Annotated in this window: 18 protein-coding genes and 1 tRNA gene; 6 read left to right on the top strand and 13 right to left on the bottom strand. The window is 64.6% G+C overall.

What is annotated here, in order from left to right; all coding sequences use genetic code 11:
• Positions 1-110: 110 nt before the first annotated feature.
• Positions 111-1340 carry an acyl-CoA dehydrogenase gene (locus NX862_RS16035; protein ID WP_264494944.1) on the bottom strand — a complete coding sequence of 410 codons (1230 nt, stop codon included), beginning with the start codon at positions 1338-1340 and terminating at the stop codon, positions 111-113.
• An 87-nt stretch (positions 1341-1427) separates the two neighbouring features.
• On the opposite strand from NX862_RS16035, the gene NX862_RS16030 reads away from it, so the two are divergent.
• The gene (locus tag NX862_RS16030) at positions 1428-2297 is read left to right on the top strand and encodes a LysR family transcriptional regulator (protein WP_264494943.1); all 870 of its coding nucleotides are present in this window, start codon (positions 1428-1430) and stop codon (positions 2295-2297) included.
• Positions 2298-2547: 250 nt separating this feature from the next.
• A complete protein-coding gene (locus tag NX862_RS16025; RefSeq protein ID WP_264494942.1) occupies positions 2548-3924 on the top strand; it encodes an NAD(P)/FAD-dependent oxidoreductase in 1377 nt (458 codons plus the stop codon).
• A 323-nt stretch (positions 3925-4247) separates the two neighbouring features.
• On the opposite strand, the gene NX862_RS16020 is transcribed toward NX862_RS16025, so the two are convergent.
• Genes NX862_RS16020 through yajC form a run of 4 tightly spaced genes read right to left on the bottom strand, consistent with a single transcriptional unit; the run spans position 4248 to position 7538 of the window.
• Complete coding sequence (locus NX862_RS16020; RefSeq protein WP_264494941.1) at positions 4248-4604, bottom strand: Mth938-like domain-containing protein; 357 nt, start codon at positions 4602-4604, stop codon at positions 4248-4250.
• Positions 4605-4616: 12 nt separating this feature from the next.
• Positions 4617-5591: a protein translocase subunit SecF gene (gene secF / locus NX862_RS16015; RefSeq protein ID WP_264494940.1), complete on the bottom strand. Its 975-nt coding sequence runs from the start codon at positions 5589-5591 to the stop codon at positions 4617-4619.
• 3 nt (positions 5592-5594) lie between these two features.
• A complete protein-coding gene (gene secD, locus NX862_RS16010; RefSeq protein WP_264494939.1) occupies positions 5595-7262 on the bottom strand; it encodes a protein translocase subunit SecD in 1668 nt (555 codons plus the stop codon).
• 3 nt (positions 7263-7265) lie between these two features.
• Entirely contained in the window at positions 7266-7538 is a 273-nt protein-coding gene (gene yajC, locus NX862_RS16005; protein WP_264494956.1) for a preprotein translocase subunit YajC, read from the bottom strand.
• 235 nt (positions 7539-7773) lie between these two features.
• Here yajC and serS point away from each other — a divergent pair, with 235 nt between their 5' ends.
• A complete protein-coding gene (gene serS / locus NX862_RS16000; protein ID WP_264494955.1) occupies positions 7774-9066 on the top strand; it encodes a serine--tRNA ligase in 1293 nt (430 codons plus the stop codon).
• Positions 9067-9468: 402 nt separating this feature from the next.
• Here the strand turns inward: serS and tdh are convergent, their stop codons facing one another.
• The 8 genes from tdh to pdxH all read right to left on the bottom strand — a co-directional run bounded on the left by tdh (position 9469) and on the right by pdxH (position 16128).
• The gene (gene tdh / locus NX862_RS15995; protein ID WP_264494938.1) at positions 9469-10494 is read right to left on the bottom strand and encodes an L-threonine 3-dehydrogenase; all 1026 of its coding nucleotides are present in this window, start codon (positions 10492-10494) and stop codon (positions 9469-9471) included.
• Positions 10494-11693, bottom strand: coding sequence for a glycine C-acetyltransferase (locus tag NX862_RS15990; RefSeq protein WP_264494937.1), 1200 nt, complete (start codon positions 11691-11693; stop codon positions 10494-10496). Before NX862_RS15990 ends, tdh begins: the two co-directional genes overlap by 1 nt.
• A gap of 141 nt (positions 11694-11834) precedes the next feature.
• A complete protein-coding gene (locus NX862_RS15985) occupies positions 11835-12392 on the bottom strand; it encodes a helix-turn-helix domain-containing protein (RefSeq protein ID WP_264494936.1) in 558 nt (185 codons plus the stop codon).
• A gap of 91 nt (positions 12393-12483) precedes the next feature.
• Positions 12484-13860 (bottom strand): protein adenylyltransferase SelO, encoded by a 1377-nt coding sequence (locus NX862_RS15980; RefSeq protein ID WP_264494935.1) that lies wholly within the window; start codon positions 13858-13860, stop codon positions 12484-12486.
• A gap of 203 nt (positions 13861-14063) precedes the next feature.
• Positions 14064-14140 (bottom strand) — tRNA-Pro (locus NX862_RS15975).
• A 197-nt stretch (positions 14141-14337) separates the two neighbouring features.
• Complete coding sequence (locus NX862_RS15970; RefSeq protein WP_319800890.1) at positions 14338-14724, bottom strand: DUF192 domain-containing protein; 387 nt, start codon at positions 14722-14724, stop codon at positions 14338-14340.
• Between the two features lie 92 nt (positions 14725-14816).
• Entirely contained in the window at positions 14817-15341 is a 525-nt protein-coding gene (locus NX862_RS15965) for a cold-shock protein (protein ID WP_264494933.1), read from the bottom strand.
• A 160-nt stretch (positions 15342-15501) separates the two neighbouring features.
• Complete coding sequence (gene pdxH, locus NX862_RS15960) at positions 15502-16128, bottom strand: pyridoxamine 5'-phosphate oxidase (protein ID WP_264494932.1); 627 nt, start codon at positions 16126-16128, stop codon at positions 15502-15504.
• 87 nt (positions 16129-16215) lie between these two features.
• Here pdxH and fabI point away from each other — a divergent pair, with 87 nt between their 5' ends.
• Genes fabI through gpt form a run of 3 tightly spaced genes read left to right on the top strand, consistent with a single transcriptional unit; the run spans position 16216 to position 18182 of the window.
• Entirely contained in the window at positions 16216-17037 is an 822-nt protein-coding gene (fabI, locus tag NX862_RS15955) for an enoyl-ACP reductase FabI (RefSeq protein WP_264494931.1), read from the top strand.
• Positions 17034-17651: a LysE family translocator gene (locus NX862_RS15950; RefSeq protein WP_264494930.1), complete on the top strand. Its 618-nt coding sequence runs from the start codon at positions 17034-17036 to the stop codon at positions 17649-17651. Before fabI ends, NX862_RS15950 begins: the two co-directional genes overlap by 4 nt.
• Positions 17652-17663: 12 nt before the next feature.
• On the top strand, positions 17664-18182 hold the full coding sequence (gene gpt / locus NX862_RS15945; RefSeq protein ID WP_264494929.1) for a xanthine phosphoribosyltransferase: 519 nt from the start codon (positions 17664-17666) through the stop codon (positions 18180-18182).
• The last annotated feature ends 20 nt before the right edge of the window (positions 18183-18202 follow it).

Below are 18202 nucleotides of genomic sequence, written 5' to 3'. Positions count from 1 at the left end.
GCCTTCATAGCCCGGAGCGCGCCGCCCGACAACCTCGGCCTGTGCCGAAGCCGGCGGGTTCGCCTGAAAGGCGGCAAGGCCCGGGACAGCGCCGGGCCTTGCCAGTGATGTCAGAAAAACGCCTGAACGCCAGTGATGGCCCGGCCCAGGATCAGGGCGTGGACGTCATGCGTGCCCTCATAGGTGTTCACGGTTTCCAGGTTGACCATGTGGCGCATGATCTGGAAATCCTCCTGGATGCCGTTGCCGCCGTGCATGTCGCGCGACAGGCGCGCCGCATCCAGCGCCTTGCCGCAGTTGTTGCGCTTGATGATGCTGATCATCTCCGGCGCGGCCTGGGCCTGATCCATCAGGCGGCCCACCTGCAAGGCGGCCTGCAGGCCAAGGCTGATTTCGGTCATCATATTGGCCAGCTTCAACTGGTAAAGCTGCATCCCGGCCAAGGGCTTGCCGAACTGCTTGCGGTCCAGGCCATAGGTGCGCGCGGCGTGCAGGCAGAACTCTGCCGCCCCCATCACGCCCCAGGCGATGCCATAGCGCGCGCGGTTCAGGCAGCCAAACGGCCCCTTCAGACCCTCGACATGGGGCAACAAGGCGTCCTCGCCCACCTCGACATTGTCCATGACGATCTCGCCGGTGATCGAGGCCCGCAGCGAGAGCTTGCCGCCAACTTTCGGCGCGGAAAGCCCCTTCATGCCCTTTTCAAGCACAAAGCCCTTGATCTTGCCGCCATGGGCCTCGGATTTGGCCCAGACGACGAAAACATCAGCGATGGGGGCGTTGGAAATCCACATCTTTGCGCCGTTCAGCACATAGCCAGTCGCGGTCTTTTTCGCCGTGGTCTTCATGCCGGCGGGATCGCTGCCCGCATCGGGCTCGGTCAGGCCAAAGCAGCCGATCCATTCGCCGGATGACAGTTTGGGCAGGTATTTCCGCCGCTGCTCCTCGGTGCCATAGGCATAGATCGGATACATGACCAGGGAGGACTGCACCGACATCATCGACCGATAACCGCTGTCGACGCGTTCGACCTCACGCGCGATCAGGCCATAGGCGACATAAGAGGCGCCAAGGCCGCCGTATTCCTCGGGGATCGTGGCGCCCAACAGGCCCATGGCGCCCATCTCGCGAAAGATCTCCGGGTCGGTCGTCTCGTTGGCATAGGCCTTGATGACCCGGGGTTGCAGCTTGTCTTGCGCATAGGCGCGGGCGGCCTCGCCCAACATGCGTTCCTCTTCGGTCAGCTGATCGGCCAGCCGAAAGGGATCGGTCCAGTCGAACTTGCCCAGATCGGGGGCGTCTTTGGGCTTCAGGGTCGGACGGGGGGCGGGGGCGTTCATGGCTTCACCTCATGGATTTCGCTGACTTTGCCACGAAACCCTGCTAGCTTCCAACAAAACCTTCTCCACCCCCCATGAGGAAAACTCATGCTGCCGCGCCGTTTTCTGCCCTCCCTGCCCTCGCTTCTGGCGCTGGAGGCGCTGGACCGCCTTGGCACGGCCTCGGCTGCGGGGGTGGAACTGAACCTGACGCAATCGGCGGTGTCGCATCAACTGACGACACTTGAGGCGCAATTGGGCGTTGTGCTGTTGCGGCGCGAAAGGGGGCGGCTGACGCTGACACCGGCCGCTCAGGACTTCGTGGCCGAGGCGCGGGCGGCGCTGCACCGGATCGCGCAGGCCTCGCTGACCTTGCGGGCCAATCCGACCGGGGGGACGCTGTCGCTGGCCATCCTGCCCGCCTTTGGGATGCGCTGGCTGGCGCCAAGGCTGGCGGGGTTTGCCAAGGCGCATCCAGAGGTGACGGTGAACCTGTCGACGCGGCTGAAACCCTTTGACTTTGCCACCGCCCCCTTTGATGCCGCCATCCATTATGGCCGCGAGGACTGGCAAGGCGCGGCCTATCTGAAGCTGATGGACGAAGAGATCCTGGCCGCAGCCAGCCCCGCCTTCACGGCCCAAACCCCCGATGAGGTCCTGACCCTGCCGCTTTTGCAACTGGAAAGCCGGGCGGGCGATTGGCACCGCTGGTTTGCCCATCACGGGCGCCCGGGCCTGCGGCCGCCCGCCATGCTGTTCGACCAATTCGCCACGATGCAACAGGCGGCGGTGCATGGGCTGGGGGCCGCGCTTTTGCCCCTGTTCCTGATCGAGGACGACCTTGCCGCGGGCCGGTTGCAGCCGCTGTGCGGTCCCGCCATCCCGGCCGCGGGCAGCTATTACCTCGTCTGGCCGAAAGACCGCCCGCAACGCGCGCCGCTTGCGTCCTTTATCGCCTGGCTGCGGGACAAGCCCTGATCCAATGGAGCGGCTGCGCCGCAAGATTATTGCTCGCCTGCGGGTCTGCATCCTGTGGCACGGGAATTGCCTCTGACGGGGATATTCATGAACAGATGAAACGCCGGGCTGGCACCGCGCGCAGGCTTTGGCTTTTGTCATTCATCTGGTCCTAAATATCCCGGGGGTGAGGCGGCAGCGCCCCTCACTTGCGTTTGATCAAATCCCGGACCAAGTTGGCGCAACCCTTCTGGCCCAAACAGGTGCTGACATGAAAATCGGAGACGTCTCCTTCTGGTATGCCGATATCGGCCTGCCGCAGACCCGCAGGCCGCCCCTGCCCGGCGATATCTCGGCCGATGTGGCGATCATCGGCGCGGGCTTCACCGGGCTTTGGGCGGCCTGGTATCTGATGCGCGAGGCGCCGGGGCTGAAGGTTGTGGTGCTGGAGCGGGAATTCGCCGGCTTTGGCGCCTCGGGGAGGAATGGCGGCTGGTGCATGGGAACGCTGGCCTGGGACCATGACCGCTATGCCGCGACCCATGGCACGGATGCGGTGCTGGATATGGCGCGGCATCTGGAGGGCACGGTGGACGAGATCATCGCCACCTGTGCCGACCAGAACATCGACGCCGACATCCTGCGCACCGAGATCCTGATGTTCGCCCAGAACAAAGCTCAGATGGCGCGGCTGAAAGACTCCGTCGCGCACCAGGCCAAATGGGGCCAGGCGCATCGCACGCGTGAGCTTTCGGCCGCGCAGGTGGCGCAGCGCATCTCGATCCCCGGGGCGCTTGGCGGCATGGCGATATCGGGCGTGGCCCGGGTGCAGCCGGCGAAACTGGTGCGCGGCCTGGCCGAGGCGGTCGAACGCGCGGGCGCGGTGATCCATGAGGACACCGCCGTGATTTCCTATGCCAAAGGAGAGGTCCTCACCGACAAGGGCCGCGTCAGCGCGCCCATCATCCTGCGCGCGACCGAAGGCTTTACCGCGGGCCTTCCCGGCCATGAGCGCGACTGGATACCCCTGAACTCGGCCCAGATTGCCACCCCCGTCTTGCCACCCGAGGTTTGGGCCAAGATCGGCTGGGAGGGCGCCGAATTGGTCGAGGACGCGGCCAATGCCTATTGCTATTGCCAAAAGACGCGTGAGGGCCGCATCACCGTCGGCGCCCGCGGCGTGCCCTACAAGTTCGGCTCCAAGATGGACCAGAACGGCGAGCCGGATGCCGAAACGATCCGCCGCCTGACCGAGGTCCTGCACCGCCACTTCCCCGAGGCCGCGCCCTACGGCGTCGAACATGCCTGGTGCGGGGTGATCGGAGTGCCGCGCGACTGGTGCGCCACCGTGGGGCTGGACCGCGAAACGGGGCTCGGCTGGGCGGGGGGCTATGTTGGCGTGGGGGTCTCGACGGCCAACCTTGCCGGGCGGACGCTTGCCGATCTGGCCCTGGGGCGGGATACCGATATCACCAGGCTGCCTTGGGTGAACCGCCGCGTCCGCAAATGGGAGCGCGAGCCCTTCCGCTGGCTGGGCATCCACCTGATGTATGTGCTTTTGCGCATCGCCGACCGCCGCGAGGACCGCCTTGGGATCGCGCCTTCCCGGTTCGCGGCCTTTGGCAATTGGCTGACGGGCCGGCATTGACAGGTTGTCCTTGCGGCACCCCCGGGGAGGCTGTCTGCCTCCCCGGACCCCTCCGAGAATATTTGTGTCAATGTGAAAGACCGAGAAAAGCAAACGCCCTTGGCGGGGTGAACATCTCTCGTCGGACCCTCTGCGCACATCGGTTTCTCTGCGCAGGTCGGACCCTCGGCGCAACACCGCAAAACGCCCGTGACACGCCCTGCGCCTTGCGCTTTCATACTGACATAAATATTCCCGCCGGAGGCCCTTCCGAGCCGGTTGATGCGTCAGCATCAGAGGCGAGATGAAAATCTTGCGGCGCAGCCGCTCCTTTGGGTCAGGTGTCAGTCGACGGGCAAAAGGCAGGCCACGATGCGGCGGCCTTCGGACAAAAGCACGTTATAGGTGCGCGCAGCGGCAGCTGAGGACATGACATCGACGCCCAACCCCGCCTCTTCCAACGCGGCGCGGAATTCGGGCGGGGGATGGGCGATGTCGCGGCCCATGCCCAAAAGAACAACGTCGATCTTGTCGCGCAGCGCAAGCACCGCCGCGACATCGGACAGGCCGCCCCAGGGGCCGGCCTCCCAGGGCGTCACCAAAAGCGCGCCGCGCAGCACATGGCCGCCGACGCGGAAGAAGCCCGGCCCATAGCCCTCGATCGGCTGGGCCGTGCCGTAAGTGATCTCTGTCAGGGGCATGGCTTCCTCCGGTCAGGCGTCGATATTGGCGAATTCGTGGTCAGACCCCTTGCCACCCTTGGGCTTTTCGCTGCGATCCAGGCCGATGAACAGCACCAGGTTCTTGGCGACATAGACCGAGGAATAGGTGCCCAGGATGATCCCCATGAAAATCGCGAACGAAAATCCGCGGATCACGTCGCCGCCAAAGACCAGCATCGAGCCCACGGCCAGAAGCGTCGTCATCGCCGTGGCCAAGGTCCGCCCCAAGGTCTCGTTCACCGAAAGGTTCATCACATCCCGCAAGGGCATCTGCTTGTATTTGATCAGGTTTTCCCGCAGTCGGTCAAAGACCACCACGGTATCGTTGATCGAATAGCCCAAGGTTGTCAGCAGCGCCGCCACGATGGTCAGGTCGAACTTGATCTGAAAGACCGCGAAAATCCCCACGGTGATGATCACGTCATGCAACAAAGCCACGACGCCGCCCACCGCGAACTGCCATTCGAACCGCATCCAGATATAGGCGAGGATCCCCAGCGACGTCACCGCCACCGCCAACAGTGACGAGGTCACAAGCTCGCCCGAGACCTTGGGGCCCACGGTTTCGGTCGAGATGACCTTCAAACCGGGCTCCATCGCCACAAGGGCGCCGCGCACCGCGTCCAGCTGCGCTTCGGTCAGCTGGTCACCCTCCTCGGCCGAAATCCGGATCGAGGCGACATGCTGATCGGCGCCGAAGGCCGGGTCAAAGACCTCGGAGACGGCGATATCGCCCAGGCCCAGCCCCTCAAGCGCGGCGCGATAGACGCCGGTGTCGATGGCCACCGTGCTTTCGGTGCGCATCGTCGTGCCGCCCTTGAAGTCGATGCCGTAGTTCAGCCCCATCACAGCCCAAGCCACGATGGACAGCACCATCAGCGCCGCAGAGCCGCCAAAGGTCAGCCATTGCGCCTTGAAGAAGTTGATATTGGTCTTTTCGGGAGCCAGCCGCAAACGCCAAGCCATAGGTCACACCACCAGAGTTTTGGGCTGTGCCCGGTTGATCCAAAGTTCGATGATCAGGCGCGTCACATAAAGCGCGGTGAAGACCGAGGTGATGATGCCGATGAACAGCGTCACGGCAAAGCCGCGCACCGGACCCGAGCCGAAGTAAAACAGCACGATGGCCGTGATCATCGCCGTCACATTGGCGTCGACGATGGCGGACATGGCGCGTTCATAGCCCAGTTCGATGGCGCGGGCGGCGGATTTCGCCAACCGCAATTCCTCACGGATGCGTTCATAGACCAGGACATTGGCATCGACCGCCGTCCCGATGGTCAGCACAAGGCCCGCGATGCCCGGCAAGGTCAACGTGCCGCCGATCAGCGACAGGATGCCAAAGATCATGCCCAGGTTGATCAAGAGCGCGATATTGGCAAAGACGCCAAAGAGCCCATAGCTGGCGATCATGAAGATCGCCACGGCGACCAGGCCGATCACCGCAGCCGTCCGGCCCGCGTCAATCGAATCCTGACCCAGCTCGGGGCCGACGGTCTTTTCCTCAAGGAACTTCATTTCGGCCGGCAAGGCGCCAGCGCGCAAGAGAACGGCCAGGTTGGTTGATTCCTCGACCGTGAAAGACCCGGTGATGATCCCCGACCCGCCCGTGATCGCGGTCTGGATCGTTGGGGCCGAAATCACCTTGTCATCCAAGAGGATGGCAAAGGGCGCCCCGATATTGGCGCCGGTGTATTCGCCGAACTTGCGCGCGCCGGTCGTGTCAAAGCGGAAAGACACTGCGGGCCGGCCGTTCTGGTCGAACGAGGGTTGCGCGTCGACCAGGTTGTCGCCCGACACCACAGGCGTCGCGTCGAGGATGAAATACAGCCCCTCACGCTCGCCATCGGCGGCCAGGATATTGCCCGGGCCAGGGTTGGCCTCGGCGTCCTGGGTCGTGCCCACCACGGTGTTGAAGCTCAGTTTGGCCGTGGTGCCGATCATGGTCTTCAGCTCTTCGGCGGAACCGACGCCGGGGACTTCGATCAGGATGCGGTCGGCGCCCTGACGCTGGATCGAGGGTTCGCGCGTGCCCGCCGCATCCACCCGCCTGCGAATGATTTCAAGGCTTTGTTGCAAGGTTCGCGCATCGGTCGCGGCCTTTTCGGCCTCGGACAGGGTGATGACGATGTCCTGACCATCGGCCACGATGTCATAGTTCGACGACCCTGCCCCGGTCAGGCTGACCACGGGCGAGGCCAGAGGCCGCAGGGCCTCCAGCGCAGCTTGCACGCCATCGGCATTGGCGATCGCGATGCGCAAGGTGCCGTCCGGGCTTTGGGCGCGCTTGACGCCGCCCGTGGCCTCGCGCGCGGGCTTCAGCGCGTCGCGCGCCTCGGGCCACAGGCTGTCCATGCGCTGTTTATACACATCGGCCAGCTGCACTTCGGCCAGAAGATGCGCCCCGCCCCGCAGATCAAGGCCCAGGTTCACCAGGCTGGAGGGCGCCCAGGCGGGCCAGCTTGCCACCGCGGCCTCTTGCTCGGCCGTGGCCGTCCCCCCCGATTTCGCAATCGCGGACTGGGCGTCGTTATGGCTTTCGACCCGGGCGTAAAACAGGTTCGGCGAGGCCAGAACCAGCCCAAGCACAACCGCGGCCCAGATCAGCAGCCGCTTCCAAAGGGGGGTGTGCAGCATCGGTTACGCCACCGGTTCGGTCTTGGACAGGACCTGGGTGATCGTGGCCTTGACGACCTTGACCTTGACGCCCTGGGCGATCTCGATCTCGACCGTGTTGTCCTCCTCGACCTTGGAGACCAGGCCGATGATGCCGCCGGCGGTCACGACCCGGTCCCCACGACGCAGCGCGCCGATCATGGCCTTCAGGTCGCGCATCTTCTTTTGCTGCGGACGGATCAGCAGGAAATACATGATGCCGAAGATCAGCACCATGGGAAGGATGCCGCCGATCATCGAGCCGGTGGTGGCAGGGGCAGCCTGGGCATAGGCCGGAGAAACGAAAAGCTCTGTCAGGGTCATTCCATGGTCCTTTTGCGGGGGATTTACCCCGGAATTTGCGCCGCACCCTACAGATGGGCAGGACCAGACGCAAGGCAAGGGGGAAAGGGACGGCTTCCCCCTTCACCAAGACGTCAGTTTGCGGCATATGGGGGGCGGAACCCGCGTTCCCATGCAAGAGGACACAGCCATGCACGACATCCGCGCCATCCGTGAGAACCCCGCCGCTTTCGATGCGGCCCTGTCTCGTCGTGGACTGTCGGGCCTGTCGTCGGGGATCCTGGCGCTGGATGCGGACCGCCGGGCCAAGATCCTTGCGGCCGAAACCGCGACCGCCGAGGCCAATGCGCTAAGCAAGAAGGCAGGTGCGGCCAAGGCTGCGGGGGATAACGCGACCTTTGACGCGATCCGCGCGGAAGTGGCCGAGAAAAAGGCCGCCATCGCCGCCCTGACCGCCGAGGCGGAGGCGCAGGACGTGGCCTTGCGCGCCCAGCTCATGTCGATCCCGAACCTGCCCCTGGACGTCGTCCCCGATGGCGCCGACGAGGATGGCAACATCGAGGTCCACCGCTGGGGCGCTCCGCGGAATTTCGACTTCACCCCGGTTGAACATTTCGACATTGCGGGGGTGAAACCCGGGATGGATTTCGAGACCGCCGCCAAGCTCTCCGGCAGCCGTTTCGTGGTGCTGAAGGGCGCCGTGATCCGCGTCCACCGTGCGCTGTCGCAACTGATGCTGGACACCCATGTCGACGTGCATGGGTTGCAAGAGACCTGGACCCCGGTCCTGGTCAAGGAAGAGGCGATGTATGGCACGAACCAACTCCCGAAATTTGCCGAGGACAGCTATCAGACGACCAATGGCTGGTGGCTGATCCCGACCTCGGAAGTGACGCTGACCAACACGGTGGCGGGCGATCTGCTGGAGGAAAGCGCCCTTCCGATCCGCATGACCGCCCATACCCAGTGCTTCCGGTCGGAGGCCGGGTCTTCGGGCAAGGACACGACGGGGATGCTGCGCCAGCACCAATTCGAAAAGGTCGAGATGGTGACGATCTGCACCCCCGAAACCGCCTTGGACGAACAGGAACGCATGCGGCGCTGCGCGGAAGCGATCCTTGAAAAGCTGGGCATCCCCTATCGCACCATCGTGCTTTGCACCGGTGACATGGGCTTTGGCGCGCAAAGGACCTATGATCTGGAAGCCTGGCTGCCGGGGCAAAACAAGTTCCGCGAGATCTCCTCGGTCTCGACCTGCGGCCAGTTCCAGGCGCGGCGGATGAACGCGCGCTATCGGCCCGCGGGTGGTGGGAAGCCCGACTTCGTGGCGACGCTGAACGGCTCGGGCCTTGCGGTGGGGCGCTGCCTGATCGCGGTGCTGGAAAACGGCCAGGAGGCGGATGGCTCTGTCACCCTGCCCGCGGCGTTGCATCCCTATCTGGGTGGCAAGACCCGGATTTCGACTGAGGGTCAGTTGGTCTGAAGGGACGTCCGGTCACGAAGCTGTGGGCTTTCGCCCTTGTCCGTGACCGGATGACGCGGGGGCTCATGCCACTTGTTTCTCGAACCCGTGGCGAAACAAATGGCATACCCCCGCACCCCCGCTTCAAGGGGCCACGGCCCCCTTGAAAATCCCCGTGGATACTTGCGCCAGTGTGAAAGGCGTTAAGTGTAGGAGATTGGGCCCTCACAAGGTGCGCGTTATCTGCGCCTCGACTGAAGAAGATGCTTAAGCCAAGTCGAAAGACCGGGGCGCGGCAATGTGCCCGGCGCGCCCCTTCATGTCACACTTGCCCAAGTATCCCCGCCCGAAGCTGAGCGCGGCCCCCGAGCCGGTTGGCCGCAGGCCAGAGGCGAGATATAATCTTGCGCGCCAGCGCTCCGTCTAGCTCCAGTCCAGCACGACCTTGCCCGAGACACCAGAGCGCATCACTTCGAACCCCTTCTCGAAATCGGCGGCCTTGAAGCGGTGGGTGATCACCTTGCGCACATCCAGACCGTTTTCCAGCATGGCGATCATCTTATACCAGGTCTCAAAAATCTCGCGGCCATAGACGCCCTTGATCGTGATGGCCTTGAAGACGATGCGGCTCCAGTCGACCGGGGATTTCCCCGGCGGGATGCCCAGCATGGCGATGCGCCCCCCCATCACCAGGTTCTCGACCATCTGATCCAGCGCTTGCTGGTTGCCGCTCATCTCCATGCCGACGTCAAAGCCCTGCGCCAGCTTCAGCCGGGATTTCACAGCCGCCAGATCCTCGACCGCCACATTGACCGGGGTGACATCAGCGACCCGGCCGGCCAATTCCAGCCGCGCCGGGTTCACATCGGTGATCACCACATGACGCGCCCCCACATGCCGTGCCACCGCCGCCGCCATGATGCCGATGGGACCGGCCCCGGTGATCAGCACATCTTCGCCCACAAGGTCAAAACTTAGCGCCGTATGAACCGCATTGCCCAGGGGATCAAGGATCGCGCCCACCTCATCGTCGATGCTATCCGGCAAGGGCACGACATTGAAGGCCGGAAGCCGCAGATATTCGGCAAAGGCGCCGGGTTCATTCACCCCGATGCCGCGCGTCGCCGGGTCCAGGTGGAACCGCCCTGCCCGCGACTGGCGCGACGCTCGGCCTATCAGATGCCCCTCGCCCGAACAGCGCTGGCCGATCTCCAGCCCCTCGACCAGCGCGCCTTTGGCCACGATTTCGCCCGCGAATTCATGGCCCGTCACCAGTCCCACCGGCACCGTGCGCGCGGCCCAGTCGTCCCAGTTCCAGATATGGATATCGGTGCCGCAGATGCCGGTCTTGCGCACCTTGATCAGCACATCTTCCGGCCCGATCTCGGGCACGGCCCGCGCATCGGCCCAAAGCCCGACCTCTGCCTTGGTCTTTGCCAGAACCCGCATCAAATCACCCCCAAGGCTTTGCCCACCCGGCCAAAGGCCGCCAGGGCGAAATCCAGATCCTCGCGGCGCAGGGCCGCATTCATCTGCGTGCGGATACGCGCGCGCCCCCTTGGCACCACGGGAAAGAAAAACGCCGAGACCAGGATGCCCTCTTCCCCCAAAGCCCGGGCAAAGGCCTGGGCCAGGGGCGCATCGCCCAGCATCACCGGAACGATGGGGTGATGTCCGGGCAAAAGCGTGAAGCCAAGCGCCTCCAGCCCCGCGCGCCAATGGGCGGCATTTTCGGCCAAACGCGCGCGCAGGTCGGAGGCCACCTCGGCGATGTCGATGGCAGCCAGCGCGGCCCCCACCACGGCCGGCGGCAGGGCGTTGGAAAACAGATAAGGCCGGGCGCGTTGGCGCAGAAGGTCGATCACCGGTTGCGCCCCCGCGACATAGCCGCCAAGCGCGCCGCCCAGGGCCTTGCCGAAGGTCCCGGTCAGGATGTCGGCAGAGACCCCCGCCTGCGCAGGCGTGCCTTTGCCCTTGGGGCCAATGAAACCCGTCGCGTGGCAATCATCCACCATCATCAGCGCGCCATATTGGTCACAAAGCGCGCGCACCGCGCCAAGGTCGGCAAAGGTGCCGTCCATCGAAAAGACGCCATCCGTCGCCACCATGATGAACCGCGCGCCCCCCGCCCGGGCGGCCTGAAGCTGCGCCTGCAGGTCGGCCATGTCGCCATTGGCAAAGCGGAACCGCCGCGCCTTGCACAGGCGGATGCCGTCGATGATGCTGGCATGGTTCAGGCCATCGGAAATCACCGCATCCTCTTCGCCCAAAAGCGGCTCGAAAACCGCGCCATTGGCGTCGAAACAGGCGGCAAAAAGGATCGCATCGTCATGGCCCAACCAAGCGGCCAAGCGACGCTCCAGCGCGCGGTGCAGGTCGGTTGTGCCGCAGATGAAACGGACCGAGGCCATGCCATAGCCATGGCTGGCGGTGGCCTGCGTCGCCGCCGCAATCAGGCGCGGGTCGTCGGCCAGGCCAAGGTAATTGTTGGCGCAAAGGTTCAGCATCCGCCGCCCCGGTTCGCCAGGCTGGGCAACCGTCACCCAAGCGCCCTGCGGCGAGGTGATCTCGCGCTCGCGCTTCATCAGCCCCTCGGCCTCGATCCCCGCAAGGACCGCGCCGACATGATCCAGAAAACCATCCGCCATCACAGAACTCCATCCGTTTTGGCGGATAATACCCCGCAACGCCCCAAAGTCAAGATAACGGATATCCATCCGCCAAGACGGATATCCCTTTCATACTGACCCAAATACTCCGGGGGTCCGGGGGCAGCGCCCCCGGCGGGCTCAGCTGTCCTGCACGATCAGAAAGGCGCGCGCGGCCCCGATGGCGCGGATCGCATGGGGCCGGTCGGCCGGGTAATGCGCGGTGTCGCCCGGTCCCAGCTCCTCGACCTCGTCGCCCGATCCGACCGACAGGCGCCCGGAAATCACCGTCAGATGCTCGCGGCAGCCAGGGGAATGAGGATCAGAGACCAAGGCGCCCCCCGCCTCGAACTCCAAGTCATAGACCTCGTGCTTGCCGGCGGCTTCGGGTGCGGAAAGGATGCGCAGCCGCAATCCCACACCATGCCCCGCGATGACCGGCGCCGCCTCGGCGCGCACCACCGCGATGCCCGGGGCTACCTTGCCTTCCATGAGGCCCGCGAAGTCGACTTGCAGCGCCTGGGTCAGGTTCCACAGCGTCGCCACCGTGGGCGAGCTTTCGCCGCGCTCGATCTGGCTGACCATCGACCGGCTGACGCCCGAAAGCTTCGCCACCGCATCCAGCGAAAGCCCCCGCGCCTTGCGGGCGTCGCGAAGAGAGGCGGCCAGGCGGTCGTGGATATCGGAACGCGGGTTCATCGGGGGATCAAAGCGCCTGTCGGGTCAAAGGTCAATGCGGGGGGCCAGGGTCGGAGCCTCCGGCGGGAATATTTGGATCAGTATGAAAGGGTCAGGTGCCGCAGAAGGTGACATGGCGGGGCGCATCCGGGGGCGCGCTTTGGGTGAAGCGGGCGGGATGATCGGCATAGGGGGTCTGGCAGGCGGCCAGCAGCGCGTCAAAGGGGGCCATGTCGCCTGCCGTGGCGGCGGTCAGCGCCTCTTCGACCAGATGGTTGCGCGGGATCACGGCGGGGTTTGCGGCGCACAGGCGGTCGGCATGGTCCGGCAGGCGGTGCTTTTGCCAGGCCGCGTGCCAATCGCCGAGCCCGGGTTCCTCTGCCAGCCCCCGCAGCGTCGCGGTCCAATCCCGGCCCTGCACCGCCGAAAGGAAACCCGCCGTCAGCGCCGCATCCGGCCCCGGCAGCGCCAATTTGCGCGCCATGACCTGCAGGAAAGCCGCTTCATAGGCCGGGGCAATCGCCTCCAGCCTTTCGTTCAACAGGCCCACGACCTTGTCCGGCGCCCCAGGGATCAGCGGGATCAAGGTCTCGGCGAGGCGGGAGAGGTTCCAGGCGAGGATCTTGGGTTGATTGTCCAGCCGGTAGCGGCCCTGACGGTCGATGGAAGAGTAACAGGCCAAGGGGTCATAGGCGTCAATGAAGGCACAGGGGCCGTAGTCGATGGTTTCGCCCGACAAGGCCATGTTGTCGGTGTTCATCACGCCATGGACAAAGCCCAGGCCCATCCATTCGGCGATCAACCGCACCTGGCGCGCCGTCACCCGGTCAAAGAGCCCCAGCGCATCGTCGGGCGCCAGATCGGGATCATGGCGGGCAATGGTATGGGCCAGAAGCGCGCGCAGCTTGTCTTCCTCGCCGCGGGCCGAAAAGAACTCGAAACTGCCGACGCGGATATGGCTTGCGGCCAGGCGCACAAGGATGGCGCCGGGCAAGGGCCCCTCCTGGCGCAAGATCGTCTCTCCGGTGGCCACCACGGCCAGAGAGCGCGTGGTGGGGACACCCAAAGCCGCCATGGCCTCGGAGATCAGGTATTCGCGCAGCATCGGCCCCAGCGCGGCCTTGCCATCGCCGCCGCGCGAAAAGCCGGTGCGGCCCGAGCCTTTCAGCGCCAGATCCAGCCGGCCCAGGGGGGTGACGATCTCGCCCAGAAGATGCGCGCGGCCATCCCCCAGCGCGGGCGAGAAGTTGCCGAACTGGTGGCCGGCATAGGCCAGCGCCACCGGATCGGCTCCGGGGGGTGGGGCGCCTGCGAACCACTCCGGATGGGCTTGGAGCTGATCAAGGTCCAAACCCAGACGGGCGCCAAGCGGGCGGTTCAGCGCGACGTAACGCGGCGCGGGGGCCACAAAGGGCGCCTGGCGCAGGAAGGTCCCGGGCAGGTCGCGGGTCCAGGTGGTGTCGAAGGTGAACATGGCCGGGCCGATCATGGGGGATGGGGCTGCAACTATCGGAGTTGCGCGCTGCGGGGGCAAGGGGGGGCATGACGCTTGGGACGCGGGTCGCAACGCAGGAAGACTGGTCGCAACGCAGGAAGACTGGTCGGCCAAAAGACCTCAGGCGCTCTGCCGCGGATCGGCCAAAGAAAGACCATTCCCGCGCTGGGGGCCGCGATTTCAAGATGACTGGCTGATGGTCGGGGCGAGAGGATTCGAACCCCCGACCTACGGTACCCAAAACCGTCGCGCTACCAGACTGCGCTACGCCCCGACGGGTTTCGTTTACAAGGCAAGCGGGCGGAAGGAAAGCCCCCTGTTTGCCGGCGACCCTTGTTTACCGCCGCCGCCGTTTGTCCGCAGCCGCCGCTTGTCCGTGGTCTTTCCCGCGGTGATGCTCGCAGCGTTTGGCGCCCCCCATCAGGGCGCTGTGTTCCTGCACGTCCGTCAGGTCTCTCGGGTCAGGTCGTCTTAGTTGCAGGGCGCGGCCGGATCGGTCAGCCCGCTCCAGCGCATCGCCTGGCCCGGAGCGATCCCCACGGCCTTTGCCAGGCCGCCGTTGATCTCCAGCACATATTGCACCCCCGGGCCGCCGTCGATGGCGGTCTCGTCCAGGGGGACGGCGTTGGAATGAACCCTCGTCACCACCCCGTCCGGCGCCAAGAAGATCATGTCCAGACCGATCAGCGTGTCCTTCATCCAGAAATGCGGATGGCCGGGCGCGTCATAGACGAAAAGCATCCCCTGCCCCGAACCCATCGCCGCGCGGTTCATCAGGCCCGTCGAACGCTCGGGCGCGGTATCGGCAATTTCGACCGTGAAGCGCGCCTGGGAGCCGAACTCGACTTGGTCGGGCAAGCATGCCGCTTGGGCACCCGTCACCTGCGCCCAAAACCCAAGGAGGAGCGCCAGCCGTCTCATGTCCGGCCCGTGCTCATTGACGACGGCCCTCATTTGCGAACCGCCATTTCCCAGGAGTTGATCAGCACCGCCATCCGCCCGCGCTTGCCCTCGACCGCCTTCAGACCGATGGCTTCGCCCGCCTGCAGATCGGCAAAGCCGGACACACGCAGCACCTCGACATGGACAAATATATCCTCGGGACGGCCAAAGGCATTGGCAAAGCCAAAGCCCTTTTCCTTGTCGAACCACTTCACCCGGGCGGGCTCCAGCGGCAAATCGTCGTGATCTTGCGGCAAGGGGTCGCCGTCGTCCGACAGGTTCAGCATCACCCCTTCGGGCGGCGAGATGGCCAGCACCTCGGTGGCCTGCCGACCGCGCGCGGTCTGCTGCACCCGCACCTCGATCAAGGCGCCATCCGACACCGAGCCCTGACCGAAATTCCGCAGCACATTGGCATGCAGCAGAATATCCGTCCCGCCCTCGTCGGCCAGGATAAATCCAAATCCCTTGCCGGGATCGAACCATTTGACACGACCCTGAAGGGTCAGGGTCGGAGTGACGTCTTCTGCCATGTCCAAGGGAATTCTCTCAAAGTCTCGCGGCTTTATGGATGAGGGAAAAACCTTTGCCTGCGCAAGTCCTAAGTTAATAAAAAGTTGTCCGACTGTCCAAAGGTATAGGTGGAAAATGGCCGATGCGCGGATGGGTGAACCCGCGCAAAGGCTTTTTCAATCAGGGATTTAGACGCTGAACATCCCAAGGTTGCGCGGTTTCGGCCCGGCTCCATCGAAAGCGGTCATGCAGGCGGAAAGCCCCGTCGGCCCAGAACTCGATTTCCAGCGGCGTGATGCGAAAGCCGCCCCAGAAGGGCGGGCGTTTGGGGTTCAACCCCTGGGTGGCCGTGACCTTGGCCACCTCGGCCATCAAGGCGCTGCGCGAGGACAGGGGCTGGCTTTGCGCGCTGGCCCAGGCCCCCAGCCGCGACTTCAGAGAGCGGCTTTCGTAATAGGCATCGGCCTGCGCGCCCTCTTCGCGCGAAACCAGGCCGCGGACCCGGATCTGACGGCGCAAGCTCTTCCAATGCATGACGAAAGCCGCCTTGCCGCTGGCGATTTCCTGCGCCTTTTTCGACCCGTAATTGGTGTAAAACACAAAGGCCCCATGTCCTTCAGAGGGCACCTCGATATCCTTCAGCAGGACCATGCGCACATTGGGCAGGCCATCGGGATCGACCGTGGCCAGGGCAATCGCATTGGGATCGTTCGGCTCGGACTTTTCGGCCTCGGCCAGCCAGGACCGGGCGATCTGGAAGGGATCTTCACCGGCAAAGATGCCGGAACGATCAACGGATAAGCTCATGGGGTCCTCCAATGACGCCGCGTCACTTGAAGCGGCTTGAGCGATGGCCTAAACCTGCGTCTCGGATAGGTGGATGGGGAAGAACGAATGTCAACCGGACTGATGAACGGCAAGCGCGGGCTGATCATGGGGCTTGCCAATGACAAGTCTATCGCCTGGGGGATCGCAAAGACCCTGGCGGATCATGGCGCAGAGATCGCCTTCTCCTATCAGGGCGAGGCCTTGAAAAAGCGGGTCGAGCCGCTGATCGCCTCGATCGGCATGGACGAGATGGTGGAATGTGACGTCGCCTCCGAGGAGTCGATGGACGCGCTGTTCGCCCGTCTGGCCGAGAAATGGGGCAAGATCGACTTCCTGGTCCATGCGATCGGCTTCTCGGACAAGGCCGAGTTGCGCGGGCGTTACGTCGACACCAGCCGCGCGAATTTCGCCATGACGATGGACATCTCGGTCTATAGCTTTACCGCTGTGGCGCGGCGGGCGGCGGCGATGATGGGGCCGGGTGGCAGCCTGCTGACGCTGACCTATTATGGCGCCGAAAAGGTCATGCCGCATTACAATGTGATGGGCGTGGCCAAGGCGGCCCTTGAGGCTTCGGTAAAATACATGGCCGAGGATCTGGGCAAGGATGGCGTGCGGGTCAATGCGATCAGCGCGGGGCCGATCAAGACGCTGGCCGCCAGCGGCATCGGCGATTTCCGCTACATCATGAAGTGGAACGAGCTGAACTCGCCCTTGCGCCGCAATGTCGATCAAGAAGAGGTCGGCAAGGCGGCGCTTTACCTGCTGTCGGATCTGGGCTCGGGCACGACGGGCGAAAATCTGCATGTCGATGCCGGGTATCATGTCGTCGGCATGAAGGCGGTGGATGCGCCCGATATCGACGTGGTGACGGGACGCAAGGAATGACGCTGGCGGCCTTCATCGCGGTCTTCTTCGTCCATCTGGCGGCGGCGATTTCGCCCGGGCCTGCGGTGGTGATGGCGGCGCGCACGGCCCTGACGCAGGGCTTTGCGCGCGGCAATTGGCTGGCGGTCGGCATCGGGCTTGGCGCCTGTTTCTGGGCGGTGGCGGCGCTGTTCGGTCTGGCGATCCTGTTCAAGGTGGCGCCGACGCTGCTTTTGGTGCTGAAATTCGCCGGCGCCGCCTATCTGATCTATCTGGCGGTCAAGATGTGGCGCCACGCGCCCGAGCCGCTGGACCAAAGCGCCAGCCCCGCCGATGCGGCCCGCGGGCCGCTGGGCCTCGTCTGGCAGGGCATCGCGGTGCAGCTGTCGAACCCGAAACCGGCGGTGTTTTTCGGGACGATCTTCTTGACCTTCGTGCCGGCCGATGCGCCGCTTTGGGCGCTGGCCGTGGTGCTGCTGATCGTTTTCGTGAATGATGCGGGCTGGAATGTGATCGTGGCGCGGATTTTCTCGCTGGACCGCACCCGCCGCGTGTATCTAAGCCTGAAGACCGTGATCGACCGCGTGTTTGGCGGGCTTTTGGCGCTGTTGGGCGCGAAACTGGCCCTAAGCTGAAGGACTGATGCCATGATTGACCGTTTGCCGCATGAAAAAGGGTTCCACGTCAGCTGGGACCAGATCCACCGCGATGCCCGCGCGCTGGCCTGGCGCCTGGATGGCAAGGGGCCGGACAATGGCGCCTGGAAGGCCGTGGTGGGCATCACCCGCGGCGGGTTGGTGCCCGCGATGATCGTCGCGCGCGAGCTGGACATAAGGGTCGTCGACACGATCTCGGTCAGGTCCTATCACTCGGGCGGCGGGGCGGCCGATCAGCGCTCCGAGGCGGTTGTGACCAAATCGCCGCAGGCCGATCTGATGGGCGATGGCACCGGCATCCTGATCGTCGATGACCTGGTGGACAGCGGCAAGACGCTGGAGCTGGTGCGCAGCCTTTACCCCAAGGCGCATTTCGCGACGGTCTATGCCAAGCCCTCGGGCAAGCCGATGGTTGACAGCTATATCACCGAGGTCAGCCAGGACACCTGGATCTTCTTTCCCTGGGATATGGCGTTGCAATATGTCCAGCCCTTCCGCGGCCAGGACTGAGACGGGGTCCCTTTGGTTTC

Origin of the sequence: Stagnihabitans lacustris (assembly GCF_025950525.1) — a bacterium.
Classification (GTDB): Bacteria; Pseudomonadota; Alphaproteobacteria; order Rhodobacterales; family Rhodobacteraceae; genus Stagnihabitans.
Note: the sequence above shows the minus strand (reverse complement) of the source record. Positions and strands in the feature narration are given on the sequence as shown.

Excerpts from the sequence above, each read along its gene's own strand:
- gpt (WP_264494929.1), top strand. The coding sequence starts at position 17,664 with ATGATTGACCGTTTGCCGCATGAAAAAGGGTTCCACGTCAGCTGGGAC.
- serS (WP_264494955.1), top strand. The coding sequence starts at position 7,774 with ATGCACGACATCCGCGCCATCCGTGAGAACCCCGCCGCTTTCGATGCG.
- secD (WP_264494939.1), bottom strand. The coding sequence starts at position 7,262 with ATGCTGCACACCCCCCTTTGGAAGCGGCTGCTGATCTGGGCCGCGGTT.
- NX862_RS15965 (WP_264494933.1), bottom strand. The coding sequence starts at position 15,341 with ATGGCAGAAGACGTCACTCCGACCCTGACCCTTCAGGGTCGTGTCAAA.
- NX862_RS15985 (WP_264494936.1), bottom strand. The coding sequence starts at position 12,392 with ATGAACCCGCGTTCCGATATCCACGACCGCCTGGCCGCCTCTCTTCGC.
- NX862_RS16020 (WP_264494941.1), bottom strand. The coding sequence starts at position 4,604 with ATGCCCCTGACAGAGATCACTTACGGCACGGCCCAGCCGATCGAGGGC.
- NX862_RS16030 (WP_264494943.1), top strand. The coding sequence starts at position 1,428 with ATGCTGCCGCGCCGTTTTCTGCCCTCCCTGCCCTCGCTTCTGGCGCTG.
- yajC (WP_264494956.1), bottom strand. The coding sequence starts at position 7,538 with ATGATCGGCGGCATCCTTCCCATGGTGCTGATCTTCGGCATCATGTAT.
- NX862_RS15980 (WP_264494935.1), bottom strand. The coding sequence starts at position 13,860 with ATGATCGGCCCGGCCATGTTCACCTTCGACACCACCTGGACCCGCGAC.
- tdh (WP_264494938.1), bottom strand. The coding sequence starts at position 10,494 with ATGCGGGTTCTGGCAAAGACCAAGGCAGAGGTCGGGCTTTGGGCCGAT.
- fabI (WP_264494931.1), top strand. The coding sequence starts at position 16,216 with ATGTCAACCGGACTGATGAACGGCAAGCGCGGGCTGATCATGGGGCTT.
- NX862_RS16035 (WP_264494944.1), bottom strand. The coding sequence starts at position 1,340 with ATGAACGCCCCCGCCCCCCGTCCGACCCTGAAGCCCAAAGACGCCCCC.
- secF (WP_264494940.1), bottom strand. The coding sequence starts at position 5,591 with ATGGCTTGGCGTTTGCGGCTGGCTCCCGAAAAGACCAATATCAACTTC.
- NX862_RS15990 (WP_264494937.1), bottom strand. The coding sequence starts at position 11,693 with ATGGCGGATGGTTTTCTGGATCATGTCGGCGCGGTCCTTGCGGGGATC.
- NX862_RS16025 (WP_264494942.1), top strand. The coding sequence starts at position 2,548 with ATGAAAATCGGAGACGTCTCCTTCTGGTATGCCGATATCGGCCTGCCG.
- NX862_RS15950 (WP_264494930.1), top strand. The coding sequence starts at position 17,034 with ATGACGCTGGCGGCCTTCATCGCGGTCTTCTTCGTCCATCTGGCGGCG.
- pdxH (WP_264494932.1), bottom strand. The coding sequence starts at position 16,128 with ATGAGCTTATCCGTTGATCGTTCCGGCATCTTTGCCGGTGAAGATCCC.